Origin of the sequence: Citrobacter sp. C1, from assembly GCF_014596895.2 — a bacterium.
In the GTDB taxonomy this organism is placed as follows: domain Bacteria; phylum Pseudomonadota; class Gammaproteobacteria; order Enterobacterales; family Enterobacteriaceae; genus Citrobacter; species Citrobacter gillenii.
Window position 1 is genome coordinate 1,800,037 of the sequence record NZ_CP115035.1, and the last position, 13,469, is coordinate 1,813,505.

The window sequence follows — 13,469 nt, forward strand, 5'->3', positions numbered from 1 at the left end:
ATGGAGCGTAATGTCACGCTGGATTTTATTCGTGGCGTTGCCATCCTCGGGATCCTGCTTCTCAATATCAGCGCCTTTGGTTTGCCAAAGGCGGCATATCTCAACCCGGCCTGGTCTGGCAGCATTACTTTATCGGATGCCTGGACCTGGGCGGCGCTCGATCTCTTCGCGCAGGTGAAATTCCTCACGCTGTTCGCTCTGCTCTTCGGCGCGGGCCTGCAAATGCTGCTGCCACGCGGAAAACGCTGGATCCAGTCGCGACTCACGCTGCTGGTCTTACTGGGGTTTATTCACGGCTTACTATTCTGGGATGGCGATATCCTGCTGGCGTATGGCTTAATCGGCCTGATCGGCTGGCGGCTGATTCGTGATGCCCCATCGGTAAAAAGCCTGTTTAACACCGGTGCTCTGCTGTATCTGGTGGGGATCGGCGTACTGCTGCTGCTGGGTTCGATTTCTGGGGGGGAAACCAGTCGCGCCTGGACACCGGATGCCTCCGCGTTGCTGTATGAAAAGTACTGGAAGATTAATGGCGGCATGGAGGCGGTGAGTAACCGCGTGGATATGCTGTCAAACAGCCTGCTGGCGCTGGGGGCGCAGTACGGTTGGCAACTGGCGGGGATGATGCTGTTGGGTGCCGCATTAATGCGCAGTGGCTGGCTGAAAGGGCAGTACAGTTTGTCGCATTATCGACGTACAGGTATGCTGCTGGTGGTGACCGGTATAGCAATCAATCTGCCTGCGATTATGCTGCAGTGGCATCTCGACTGGGCGTACCGCTGGTGTGCTTTCCTGCTACAAGCCCCGCGTGAACTGAGCGCGCCGTTTCAGACCATCGGCTACGCTGCGTTGATGTTTGGTTTCTGGCCGCAACTGAGTCGCGTTAAGATTGTTATCGCTATTGCCTGCGTAGGACGCATGGCGCTGACTAATTATCTACTGCAGACGCTTATCTGCACCACGGTGTTTTATCAGTTCGGTTTGTTTATGCAATTCGACCGGCTGACGCTGCTGTTTTTCGTTATTCCCGTCTGGGCTGTTAACCTGCTTTTCTCCGTCATTTGGCTGCATTTTTACCGGCAGGGCCCGGTGGAGTGGCTATGGCGTCAATTAACCCTGCGTGCTTCAGGGACATCATTGCCGCGAACATCCAGATAACGATCTGGATCACATTCATTAACAAAATGGATGTAACCGTTTTCATTCCTGTGACATGACTCACGCAGTCCTGTACCTCGTGCTGACAAAATACACAGCCTGGGGTGTCCGTGGGCAACCGCAATCTTAAACAGGGCAGTGAATATGGTAACCATACGTGATGTGGCACGGCAGTCTGGCGTTTCTGTAGCGACGGTTTCCCGCGTACTGAATAACAGTGCGTTGGTGAGTCCTGACACCCGTGAAGCGGTAATGAAGGCTGTGACACAGTTAGGCTATCGACCCAATGCCAATGCGCAAGCGCTGGCGACGCAGGTGAGCGACACCATTGGGGTCGTGGTGATGGATGTATCAGATTCGTTTTTTGGTGCATTGGTGAAAGCCGTGGATCTGGTGGCTCAGCAGCACCAGAAATATGTGCTGATTGGCAACAGTTATCATGAAGCTGAAAAAGAACGTCATGCCATCGAAGTCCTGATCCGCCAACGTTGTAATGCCTTGATTGTCCACTCAAAAGCGCTGAGCGATCGCGAGCTAGGCGAGTTTATGGAACACATCCCGGGCATGGTGCTCATCAATCGCATTGTGCCGGGTTACGCCCATCGCTGTGTCTGCCTGGACAATATCAGCGGAGCTAAAATGGCCACCCGCATGCTGCTCAATAACGGTCATCAACGTATTGGCTACCTGGCGTCAAGCCACCGAATTGAAGATGATGCGATGCGCAAAGAGGGCTGGATGAGCGCGTTGCAGGAACACGGTATTACGCCGGCGGAAAGCTGGGTAGGTACCGGTTCACCGGATATGCCGGGGGGCGAATCAGCCATGGTGGAGTTGTTGGGGCGCAATTTGCAGCTGACGGCGGTTTTTGCCTACAACGACAACATGGCTGCCGGAGCGCTGACGGCGTTAAAAGACAACGGCATCGCCATTCCATTACACTTGTCTATCATTGGTTTCGATGATATCCCGATTGCCCGTTACACTGACCCTCAACTGACCACCGTGCGCTACCCCATTGCGTCAATGGCGAAAATGGCGACAGAGCTTGCGCTACAAGGGGCGGCGGGTACGCTGGATCCGGCGGCAACGCACTGTTTTATGCCGACACTGGTGCGACGTCATTCTGTGGCGTTGCGACAGAATGCGGCACCGATCACTAACTGATAATGTCACCTGATGTAACCGCTTTCAATCTGTGAGTAAATTCACAGTATCTTAACAATGCGATAGCTATGATGACACTGTTTGTTGCGCTGTAACTACTATGTAACGGTGAATAATCACTTTCATCGAGGTGTGGGCGTCTTAAACAACAATTAAAGCCTGTTTTTGGAGCGTTGCCAGACACGGAAGAAATATTTTTAAAAGTGAGCTTCGGCGTTCAGTAACAGTTTAGTAACGTTCTGTCCCGCCGAGCATTTATCTCAAGTACTACCCTGCATAATAAAACCGGAGATACCATGAATAAGAAGGTGTTGACCCTGTCTGCTGTAATGGCAAGCATGTTATTCGGTGCGGCTGCGCACGCTGCTGATACCCGTATTGGTGTGACGATTTATAAGTATGACGATAACTTTATGTCTGTGGTACGTAAAGCAATCGAAAAAGATGCCAAAACGGCGCCAGATGTACAGCTGCTGATGAATGACTCCCAGAACGATCAGTCTAAACAAAACGATCAGATTGATGTGTTGCTGGCAAAAGGCGTGAAAGCTCTGGCGATCAACCTGGTTGACCCGGCAGCAGCGGGCACGGTCATTGAGAAAGCACGCGGTCAGAACGTTCCTATCGTGTTCTTCAACAAAGAGCCTTCTCGTAAAGCGCTGGACAGCTATGATAAAGCCTTCTACGTCGGTACTGACTCCAAAGAATCCGGCATCATCCAGGGCGATTTGATTGCTAAGCACTGGGCGGCAAACCCGAACTGGGACCTGAACAAAGACGGTAAAATTCAGTTTGTTCTGCTGAAAGGCGAGCCGGGACACCCGGATGCTGAAGCACGTACCACCTACGTGATTAAAGAGCTGAACGACAAGGGCATTAAAACTGAGCAGTTGCAGTTAGATACCGCTATGTGGGATACCGCTCAGGCGAAAGATAAAGTTGATGCGTGGATGTCCGGTCCAAATGCTAACAAAATTGAAGTCGTTATCGCGAACAACGACGCTATGGCAATGGGTGCGATAGAAGCGCTGAAAGCACACAACAAAACCAGCGTACCGGTATTTGGCGTGGATGCATTGCCAGAAGCACTGGCACTGGTTAAATCTGGCGCAATGGCCGGTACCGTGCTGAACGATGCTAACAACCAGGCGAAAGCGACTTTCGATCTGGCGAAAAACCTGGCAGCCGGCAAAGGCGCAGCGGATGGCACGACCTGGAAAATCGAGAATAAAATCGTTCGTATTCCTTACGTCGGCGTCGATAAAGATAATCTGGCAGAGTTCACTAACAAATAAATACTCCGTCTGTGGGCGCAATTTGGTTGCGCCCTTAATAACACGCTTTGCAAGGCCAACAAGGTATAATTATGGTCAGCACTAATACTCAGTCGTCAGGCGAATACTTGTTGGAAATGAGCGGCATCAACAAGTCCTTTCCGGGCGTTAAGGCTCTTGATAATGTTAATTTAAAAGTCCGCCCACATTCTATTCATGCCTTGATGGGCGAGAATGGTGCTGGAAAGTCGACATTATTAAAATGTCTTTTTGGGATCTATCAAAAAGATTCCGGCAGTATTTTATTTCAGGGTAAAGAAATCGATTTTCATTCTGCTAAAGAAGCGCTTGAAAACGGTATTTCAATGGTACACCAGGAATTAAACCTGGTTTTACAACGTTCTGTGATGGACAACATGTGGCTGGGGCGTTATCCCACCAAAGGGATGTTTGTCGACCAGGATAAAATGTACCGTGATACCAAAGCGATATTTGATGAGCTGGATATTGATATCGATCCGCGTGCGCGTGTCGGTACGTTATCGGTTTCACAAATGCAGATGATAGAAATTGCCAAAGCATTTTCGTATGACGCCAAAATCGTCATCATGGATGAACCGACCTCATCGTTAACCGAAAAAGAGGTTAATCATCTGTTCACCATCATCCGTAAGCTGAAAGAACGTGGCTGCGGTATCGTATATATTTCTCACAAAATGGAAGAAATCTTCCAGTTGTGCGATGAAATCACCGTCCTGCGTGATGGTCAGTGGATTGCCACCCAGCCGCTTGAAGGGCTGGATATGGATAAGATCATCGCCATGATGGTGGGACGTTCGCTGAACCAACGTTTCCCGGACAAAGAGAACACGCCTGGGGAAGTGATTCTTGAAGTACGCAATCTGACGTCGCTACGTCAACCGTCAATTCGTGATATCTCTTTTGATCTGCATAAAGGGGAAATCCTCGGTATTGCCGGTTTAGTCGGCGCAAAACGCACGGATATCGTTGAAACCCTTTTTGGTATTCGTGAAAAATCATCGGGTACGATTACGCTCCACGGCAAAAAAATTAATAACCACAGCGCCAATGAAGCCATTAACCATGGTTTTGCGCTGGTCACGGAAGAGCGCCGTTCAACCGGTATTTATGCCTATCTGGATATTGGATTTAACTCGTTAATCTCCAATATTCAGAACTATAAAAATAAAGTGGGTCTGTTGGATAATTCCCGCATGAAGAGCGATACCCAATGGGTTATTGACTCAATGAGGGTAAAAACACCTGGCCATCGTACGCAAATTGGTTCCCTGTCCGGTGGTAACCAGCAAAAGGTGGTTATTGGTCGTTGGTTGTTAACGCAGCCAGAGATACTGATGCTGGATGAACCCACGCGAGGAATCGACGTTGGTGCAAAATTTGAAATTTATCAGTTAATTGCAGAACTGGCGAAAAAGGAGAAGGGGATTATTATCATCTCCTCTGAAATGCCGGAACTGCTGGGTATTACCGATCGTATTCTGGTTATGAGCAATGGTCTCGTGGCTGGAATTGTTGACACGAAAACAACAACGCAAAACGAAATCCTCCGTCTTGCGTCTTTGCACCTTTAAGATTAGGGGCTCCTCATGAGTGCGTTAAATAAGAAAAGTTTTCTTACTTACCTGAAAGAAGGCGGAATTTACGTTGTTCTTTTAGTTCTGCTGGCCATTATTATTTTCCAGGACCCCACATTCTTAAGTTTACTGAACTTGAGTAACATTCTGACCCAATCCTCGGTGCGTATTATTATCGCGCTGGGCGTAGCCGGACTGATTGTTACCCAGGGTACTGACCTGTCAGCCGGGCGTCAGGTTGGCCTGGCGGCGGTGGTTGCCGCAACGTTGCTGCAATCTATGGAGAACGCCAACAAGGTGTTCCCGGAAATGGCCACTATGCCGATCATCGTGGTGGTACTGATTGTTTGTGCCATCGGTGCCATTATCGGCCTGGTGAACGGTATCATCATTGCTTACCTGAACGTGACACCGTTTATCACTACCCTTGGTACGATGATCATTGTGTACGGGATCAACTCACTGTATTACGATTTCGTTGGGGCATCGCCTATTTCTGGCTTTGACAGCGGGTTCTCCACCTTTGCGCAGGGCTTTATTGCGCTGGGCAGTTTCCGACTCTCCTACATCACCTTCTATGCGCTGATTGCGGTGGCCTTTGTTTGGGTACTGTGGAATAAGACCCGCTTCGGTAAAAACATTTTTGCCATTGGCGGTAACCCGGAAGCGGCGAAAGTGTCGGGTGTTAACGTTGCGCTGAACCTGCTGATTATCTATGCGCTGTCGGGGGTGTTCTATGCCTTCGGTGGTTTGCTGGAAGCAGGGCGTATCGGCTCGGCAACCAACAACCTCGGCTTTATGTATGAGCTTGATGCCATTGCGGCCTGTGTCGTCGGCGGCGTGTCGTTCAGTGGTGGGGTCGGTACCGTCTTTGGCGTAGTGACAGGTGTGATAATCTTCACCGTCATCAACTATGGCCTGACCTACATCGGCGTGAACCCTTACTGGCAGTACATCATTAAAGGCGGCATTATTATCTTCGCCGTGGCGCTGGACTCACTGAAATACGCGCGTAAGAAGTAACGATAGACAACAAAAAGCCCGGGGCAGAGAAATGACTGCACTGGGCTTTTTGTTACTTGTGTTACAGCGTTACTGCATGTGCTTTCTCACCTGTTTTGAATTTGACCTCGCCTAAATCGATGCAGGCGACCGGACAAACGTGACCACACAGCAAGCAGCCGACGCATTTTTCCGTGTCGCAGTGAGGTGTACGGGTCTGCTCATCCCACTCCATCGCCTGATGTCCGCCGTCATAGCAGGAGATATAGCAGCGTCCGCAGCCGACGCATTTTTCGAGGTTGATATGGGGGTAGACGATGTAACTACGGTCAAGATCTTCAGCCGGAATAATATTGGCATTGGCAAGACCGACCATCTCTTCCAGTGAGTTAAACCCCTGATCGGCAAGATAGTGCGACAGTCCGCTGGTCATATCTTCCACAATACGGTAGCCGTACTGCATGATCCCGGTGGTGACCTGCAGCGTGGCTGCGCCTAACAGCAAGAATTCGGCGGCATCTTCCCAGGTTTCAATACCGCCAATGCCGCTAATTGGGAAATCATGCAGTTCTGGGTGTGAACGCAGTTGTTGGATAAAACGCAGTGCGATGGGTTTTACCGCCTTGCCAGAATAGCCAGAAATACTGGATTTCCCGTTGACCACCGGCATGCCGATCTTCCGCTTCAGGTCGATATTGGTGATGGATTTTACGGTGTTAATGGTCGCGATACCGTCAGCGCCTCCGTGTTTAGCCGCCAGAGCGACTTCGCACATATCACCGATATTTGGCGTCATTTTGGCTAACATCGGTAGGGAGGAACCGCGTTTAACTGCCCGACAGTATTTCTCAACCAACTCCGGGCTTTGCCCGACATCGCTGCCCATCGCATGTGAAGTCATCTGCGGACACGAGAAGTTGCACTCAATCATATCTGCACCGGCTTCTTCAACCAGTCGTGCCAGCTCCTGCCATTGCTGCTCATTTTCGCCCATGATTGACGCAATCAGCACCTTATCAGGGTAATGTTGTTTCAGTTTACGAATGGCGGCCAGGTTCTCTTCCAGCGGATGTTCGGCAATCTGCTCCATATTCTTGAAGCCGATAAAGCCGGTATCTTCTTTTGTCAGATGGTCAAATCGTGGGGAGACTTCGTTGGCAATAAAAAAACCAATTGTTTTAAACACAATGCCGCCCCAGCCGGTGTCATAGGCTTTGGCGCACATCTCAAAGCAGTTGCCTACCGGAGAAGAAGAGAGGCAAAACGGGTTGGGGAATTTTACGCCGCAAAAGGTAATAGAAAGATCTTTCGTTAACATGAGCAAACCCCCTCTAAATAGTGATGAATTACCTGAGCGGCTTCTTTACCGGTTTTCACGGCAGACACCACGGTTTTATCTCCTTTGACAATATCGCCAGCGGCGAAAATAACCGGATCGGCGGTTTGATAATTGTGGGTTTCAATAAGATTACGTTGCGCTGTTAACGCGTGAAACGCATCCAACTGCGCGTGTTGACCAACGGCGAGAATAATATGCTCGGCTTCAAGAGAGAGTTCCCCGTGCAGACGCACGTGTTTAAAGGTGACTTTATTTCCGGCAACCGCTACCGGCGTAAAACCGTCGATGATCGACACGCCTAATGCCTGCGTGCTGGTAAACTCTTTGTCACTGGCGGGAAATTCAGCTAATTCTTCACGAGCGACACAGGTAACTGACGGGCAGCCGAGAAGTTTCAGCGTGCTGGCGACATCCATGGCGACATCGCCCCCGCCGATAATTAACGCACTCTGCGGTAAGGTGATATCACCTTGTGCCTGTCGCGCGCGTTGCAAGAAATCGACGGCGATCTCAACGTTATCCGCCTCGTCAAACAATGGCAGGGTGGAACCATAAGACATCCCAACAGTCACCAGCACGGCGCGATTTTCAGCTTTGAGTTGTTCGACGGCGATCGTGTTGCCGACTTCGCAATCGCACTTGATGGTGACGCCCATTTCAACGATACGGGCAATCTCAAGATCCAACACGGATTGAGACAGGCGAAACTCAGGGATACCAAAGCGTAGCCAGCCACCCGGCTGAGCCTGCTTTTCGTAGATCGTTACGTCATAACCCAGGTTACTCAACGTCACGCTGGCCTGCAACCCAGCTGGCCCTGCGCCGATAATGGCGACTTTGCCACGTGTTTTAGTTGCCGGTTGATAAATTTTCATCGCAGTCTGCTGTTCAAAATCGGTAATAAAACGTTGCAGCTGTGCAATATCGATCGGTTTATCTATTCCTGAGCGCGTACATCCACGCTGGCATAATTTTTCGGTGGGGCATACCCGAGCACAAATGGCGCCGAGCGCATTATTTTCGCGAATAGTTTCGGCTGCCCCCTTAAAATTGCGAAAATAGATGGAGCGGATAAATTTCCCTGGGTCAGTTTGTGCCGGACAATCCTGACTACAGGGGGCATCGTGACATAATAAACAGCGCGAGGCCTCTTTTATTGCTAATAAGGGGGTGAAAGCGGGCGTTAGCTCATCCAGATAATTTTGTTGTGGCATCTTTTCTTCCTTAATGCTTGAGTAAATTAAGGCGAACTGTTAATAACAAAATATAAAAATAAAAAAGCCTTTCTTAAGGCTAAGCATTGCAGGAAGAGTATTCTGTGAAAGGTTTCACAAATAAAAGATGGTGTGAGGGAAATGCCGATAAGCAGCATTAATCCCTTATGTTAAAATAGGAATTATTATCATAATATTAGCTATTCTCAAGCGCTAATATTAATAACTGGATTTTATCGATAAAAGATTAAATAAATCACCATGCCAAAAGATAAACATCCGCATCCGGCGTAAACAAGAACGTATGACCAGAATTGCAGCGGTTCTTGATGACGATAGGCATAAACGGGTTCACGGGCGTTCTTCTTTATTTTATCCACCGCACCTGTACGCCAGCCCTTCCAGGCTTCACGAAAACAAAATACAGGGATTAACAGAAAGGCTAAAACGACGAAGAGGGTTTGCACATCCATGCTTATTTTCCTTGTTTCTTTTGTAATTCTAACAATTGTTCAGGCGTGACCGCCGGGTAGCCCTGCGCATCATCCGGAACCTGGTGCAGGGCCGGGATGGGCACCAGCGGACCTAAAAAACGTGGCTCACGTTTAAAAAGATAGAGATCGGCCAGGGCGCCAAAACGTGCGCCAAATTCGCGTACGCGTACGGTCAGCATATCTTTTGGTGACGGTACCGCGTAGCACTGGGCTTGAATGCCCATATGCAGCGCAATAAACAACGCGCGCTCGCAGTGGAATCGCTGAGTGATAATGATGAAATCGTTGGTATCAAATACTTTGCGGGTGCGCACAATGGAGTCAAGTGTACGGAAACCGGCGTAATCAAGCACGATGTCGGCAGGATCGACGCCAGCGGCAATCAGATCTTTACGCATCGTCATCGGTTCGTTGTAGTTTTGCTGGGCATTGTCGCCGCTGAGCAGCAGATAATTCACCTTACCGCTGTTATACGCGTTTAATGCGCCCTGAATGCGGTAGCGGTAATACTGGTTAATTACGCCGGTGCGATAGTATTTCGCGGTGCCTAATACCACGCCGACCTGACGGTAGGGTAAATCCTGCAATTCGTCGTAGATATAGGGTGCCGTCTTCCAGCTCATCCATCGGTCGAGGCCAAGCACCGTCAACAGCAGTAAGCCTATCAGGACTAACAAGCTGTAAAACACGCGCTTTAACATGTAGATAACTCGGCAATGGGATGGAATGTTAATCAGGCTACTGTACTCGACGGCGTAGCGCAAGAAACAGCAGTCTGATTGAGGGGATTTTCAGCAATACTGTTTAGATCATGTAGGTCAGATAAGACGCTAACGCGTTGCCATCAGGCTATGGCGATAATGCCTGATGGCGGCGGCCTACATGACGACCTTTTTACGCTAGCAAAACGCGCTCGATGCGGTTGCAGCCCAGAGCTTTCAGGGTAGCGGCAGTGGCATCCCACTGGATCAACGGCGCATCGGCTTTTTCTGCCAGTACGGCGCGTTGAATATCCGGGTAATCGTAGCCGTTCAGATTCAACAGGTTTAATGCACCCTGCAGCGGAGGCAGCGTGGGGTTAAAAGCGGCGTTTTCAGCGTAGCTACCGCTGAAGATTTGACCGTCTTTGCATTCCAGTGCCACACCGCTTGGGGCGTTGCTGTACGGCATATGGCAGCGGTTGGCTGCGGCGATCGCCGCCTGCGTCAGCGCGTCACCTTGCAGCGCAAAGCCGTGATCCTGCTCATCCATCAGCAATGTTTTGATGTCGAGATCTTTCGGACCAAAAGCATCCGGCAGGTAGTCACGCAGCGCGTGCGGCTCACGACCCGGCAAATGAATGCGTAAATCCAGCCCGCTGTTCAGCTCGTTCATAAACTGACGGCAGTGGCCGCAGGGGGTGTAGTTGACGGTAATGGCGGCGAGTCCCTTTTCTCCGCGCAGCCAGGCGTGACTGATGGCGCTTTGCTCGGCATGAACGGTTTGCTGCATCGTCGCGCCGAGGAATTCCATATTGCTACCAAAATACCAGTTGCCACTGACGCCGCGCGCAATGGCACCAACGTTAAAATGGGACAGATCGGTACGTGCGCAGGCGGCAGCCAGCGGCAGCAGAGCGAATGCCAGCGCGTCTTCGTCCAGTCCCGATTCGCGTTTCAGCAAAGAGACCTGCTCCGCAGTCAACATGGCGGGGAAATGGACATCCGCCAGAAGGGGGGCCAGGGCTGATTGCACGTTACCCGCGAGTTGGGCGAAAGCAGTTTGAAAACGTGGATGCATGGCGATGCCTCATAACAATGTAATGGAATCGTAGTTTACGGGCCTGTTACGGCTTTATATGTGATCCAAATCTCACTGTGTATGCAACTCATGAAACTTAAATGAAAAATGTGCAACGCATCGCAAATAAATGAACTAAAAATGGCGCTAACCGACTACAGCCAGAATCACCGGGAACAGGAAGGGGGCCACCAGCGAGGTGATGATCCCGCAAATAACCAGTGCCAGGGAACTGAACGCACCTTCCTGGTAATCAAGCTCCGCGCAGCGTGCCGTACCCAGGGCGTGTGACGCGGTCCCCATTGCCAGTCCACGCGCCGCCTTGGTGCGAATGCGCATCGCATTTAACAGTGTGTGGCCAAACACGGCACCCAGGATCCCGACAAAGATGACGCAGACGGCGCTGATAGCAGGAATACCGCCGATGCTACCCCCCACCGCCATGGCGATCGGCGTGGTGACCGATTTAGGCATTATAGATGCGGCAATTTCTGGCGATGCCCCCATCAGTAACGCAATAGTGGTCCCGGTGACCATCGCCACAATGCTACCAGCAAAGCAGATGGCAATAATGGATTTCCAGCGGGCGCGGATTTGGTGCAGCTGTTCGTACAGCGGGTATGCCAACGCGACCACGGCAGGTTGCAGTAAATCGTTCAGCACTTCGCTACCTTTGAAATAGTGATTGTAGGGAATGCCGGTCAGGATCAGAAAAGGAATAATCACCACCATGGCAACCAGCAGCGGGTTTAGCAGCGGCATTTTGATCCGCATTGCCAACTTACGTGCGCCAAAAAATACCGCCAGCGTGAGGGGTAACGACCACCAGATATACGCCATCATTCTTTTGACCCTTTTTGCCCAACGATTTTGCGTTCACCGTGCACAAGGTGTGAGCTCCAACTGACCACCAGGAAAACGACCAGCGTACTGATGGTGCAGGACACCACGACCGGTCCAAATTGCGCGCGCAGCAAGTCAAAGTACTGCATGATCCCGACGCCAATCGGGACAAACAGCAGCGCCATGTAACGAATCAGGACGTAGCAACCGGGGTTAACCCATTTCGCTGGCAGTATCTGTAATGCCAGCAGAACAAACAGAATCAGCATGCCAATAATGCTACCCGGGATGGTGATAGGCAGCAGTGAGGCAAGAAAAATACCAGCATACAGGCAGGCATAAATCAGGATAAACGCGCGTAAATATTGCCAGATAATGTTCAGTGACTTGCTCATAGTAGAAACCCTTGACGAGACCTATTCATCATACAATTAAACTCAGAAACGTGCTACCGATCACATCATGAATTCTAAGCATAGTGGAAATAGATAACTGGAACATCAGGCAATAGCCCCAATCGACAGGCTGACGCCTGTGTGCTGCTGACAGTGCTTTGATCTCTTGTACGGAGACGCTACCATAGCGCCTCTCTTTTTTGCAGGTAACAATATGCGTGTTTTACTGGCGCCGATGGAAGGCGTGCTCGACTCACTGGTGCGCGAGCTGCTGACTGAAGTTAATGATTATGATCTGTGTATCACCGAATTTGTGCGCGTGGTGGATCAGCTCCTGCCAGCAAAAGTATTTCATCGGATCTGCCCGGAGCTGCATAACAACAGCCGTACCCCATCCGGCACGCAGGTGCGCATCCAACTGCTGGGGCAGCATCCACAATGGCTGGCAGAGAACGCGGCCCGCGCGGTTGAGCTGGGGTCGTACGGTGTCGATCTGAACTGTGGCTGCCCGTCAAAACTGGTTAACGGCAGCGGTGGCGGCGCAACGCTATTGAAAGATCCTGAACTTATCTATCAGGGCGCGAAGGCGATGCGCGAGGCGGTGCCGGGTCATTTGCCGGTAACGGTGAAAGTGCGCCTGGGCTGGGACAGCAGCGACCGGCAGTTTGAAATCGCCGATGCCGTTCAGCAGGCGGGTGCCAGCGAACTGGCGGTTCATGGCCGCACCAAAGAGCAAGGGTATAAAGCGGAGCATATCAACTGGCAGGCTATCGGTGAGATCCGCCAGCGTCTTACGATTCCGGTTATCGCCAACGGTGAAATCTGGGACTGGCAGAGCGCGCAAAATTGTATGGCGGTCACCGGATGTGATGCGGTGATGATCGGACGCGGGGCGCTAAATATCCCGAACCTGAGTCGGGTGGTGAAATATAACGAACCGCGGATGCCGTGGCCCGACGTGGTGACATTACTGAAAAAATATACCCGTCTGGAAAAGCAGGGTGATACCGGGCTATATCATGTGGCGCGTATTAAGCAGTGGCTGGGATATTTACGCAAAGAATATGTCGAAGCGACGACGCTGTTTCAGGAGATTCGCGCTCTCAATAATTCACCGGATATCGCGCGGGCGATTCAGGCCATTGAGATTTAACCGGTCATTATATTACTGGCCGGAGACGGCGTTTA

At 50.8% G+C, this 13,469-nt stretch carries 13 protein-coding genes; 6 read left to right on the forward strand and 7 right to left on the reverse strand.

All coding sequences use genetic code 11. The features are described 5' to 3' along the window. The 5 genes from yeiB to mglC all read left to right on the forward strand — a co-directional run bounded on the left by yeiB (nucleotide 1) and on the right by mglC (nucleotide 6,238). A complete protein-coding gene (gene yeiB / locus IB214_RS08650) occupies nucleotides 1–1,158 on the forward strand; it encodes a DUF418 domain-containing protein YeiB (protein ID WP_117343462.1) in 1,158 nt (385 codons plus the stop codon). 144 nt (nucleotides 1,159–1,302) lie between these two features. Further along, nucleotides 1,303–2,325, forward strand: coding sequence for an HTH-type transcriptional regulator GalS (galS, locus tag IB214_RS08655; RefSeq protein ID WP_096756484.1), 1,023 nt, complete (start codon nucleotides 1,303–1,305; stop codon nucleotides 2,323–2,325). A gap of 296 nt (nucleotides 2,326–2,621) precedes the next feature. Beyond that, nucleotides 2,622–3,620, forward strand: coding sequence for a galactose/glucose ABC transporter substrate-binding protein MglB (gene mglB, locus IB214_RS08660; RefSeq protein ID WP_096756485.1), 999 nt, complete (start codon nucleotides 2,622–2,624; stop codon nucleotides 3,618–3,620). 71 nt (nucleotides 3,621–3,691) lie between these two features. After that, nucleotides 3,692–5,212, forward strand: coding sequence for a galactose/methyl galactoside ABC transporter ATP-binding protein MglA (mglA, locus tag IB214_RS08665; RefSeq protein WP_096756486.1), 1,521 nt, complete (start codon nucleotides 3,692–3,694; stop codon nucleotides 5,210–5,212). Between the two features lie 15 nt (nucleotides 5,213–5,227). Further along, complete coding sequence (gene mglC, locus IB214_RS08670) at nucleotides 5,228–6,238, forward strand: galactose/methyl galactoside ABC transporter permease MglC (protein ID WP_115258030.1); 1,011 nt, start codon at nucleotides 5,228–5,230, stop codon at nucleotides 6,236–6,238. A gap of 61 nt (nucleotides 6,239–6,299) precedes the next feature. Here the strand turns inward: mglC and preA are convergent, their stop codons facing one another. From preA to IB214_RS08705, 7 genes are all read right to left on the reverse strand, one after another. Beyond that, a complete protein-coding gene (gene preA / locus IB214_RS08675; protein WP_096756488.1) occupies nucleotides 6,300–7,535 on the reverse strand; it encodes an NAD-dependent dihydropyrimidine dehydrogenase subunit PreA in 1,236 nt (411 codons plus the stop codon). Continuing rightward, the gene (locus IB214_RS08680) at nucleotides 7,529–8,770 is read right to left on the reverse strand and encodes an NAD(P)-dependent oxidoreductase (protein WP_117343463.1); all 1,242 of its coding nucleotides are present in this window, start codon (nucleotides 8,768–8,770) and stop codon (nucleotides 7,529–7,531) included. Before IB214_RS08680 ends, preA begins: the two co-directional genes overlap by 7 nt. Before the next feature lie 233 nt (nucleotides 8,771–9,003). Beyond that, nucleotides 9,004–9,243 carry a DUF2542 family protein gene (locus tag IB214_RS08685; RefSeq protein WP_096756490.1) on the reverse strand — a complete coding sequence of 80 codons (240 nt, stop codon included), beginning with the start codon at nucleotides 9,241–9,243 and terminating at the stop codon, nucleotides 9,004–9,006. Between the two features lie 2 nt (nucleotides 9,244–9,245). Continuing rightward, complete coding sequence (gene sanA / locus IB214_RS08690; RefSeq protein ID WP_117343464.1) at nucleotides 9,246–9,965, reverse strand: outer membrane permeability protein SanA; 720 nt, start codon at nucleotides 9,963–9,965, stop codon at nucleotides 9,246–9,248. A gap of 193 nt (nucleotides 9,966–10,158) precedes the next feature. Continuing rightward, nucleotides 10,159–11,043: a cytidine deaminase gene (gene cdd, locus IB214_RS08695; protein WP_117343465.1), complete on the reverse strand. Its 885-nt coding sequence runs from the start codon at nucleotides 11,041–11,043 to the stop codon at nucleotides 10,159–10,161. A gap of 147 nt (nucleotides 11,044–11,190) precedes the next feature. Then, nucleotides 11,191–11,886, reverse strand: a complete 696-nt coding sequence (locus IB214_RS08700; RefSeq protein WP_117343466.1) for a CidB/LrgB family autolysis modulator — start codon at nucleotides 11,884–11,886, stop codon at nucleotides 11,191–11,193. Then, the gene (locus tag IB214_RS08705; RefSeq protein WP_096756494.1) at nucleotides 11,883–12,281 is read right to left on the reverse strand and encodes a CidA/LrgA family protein; all 399 of its coding nucleotides are present in this window, start codon (nucleotides 12,279–12,281) and stop codon (nucleotides 11,883–11,885) included. The genes IB214_RS08700 and IB214_RS08705 overlap by 4 nt, the downstream gene beginning before the upstream one ends. A 214-nt stretch (nucleotides 12,282–12,495) precedes the next feature. Between IB214_RS08705 and dusC the strand changes: the two genes are divergently transcribed. Then, nucleotides 12,496–13,434: a tRNA dihydrouridine(16) synthase DusC gene (dusC, locus tag IB214_RS08710; RefSeq protein WP_117343467.1), complete on the forward strand. Its 939-nt coding sequence runs from the start codon at nucleotides 12,496–12,498 to the stop codon at nucleotides 13,432–13,434. The last annotated feature ends 35 nt before the right edge of the window (nucleotides 13,435–13,469 follow it).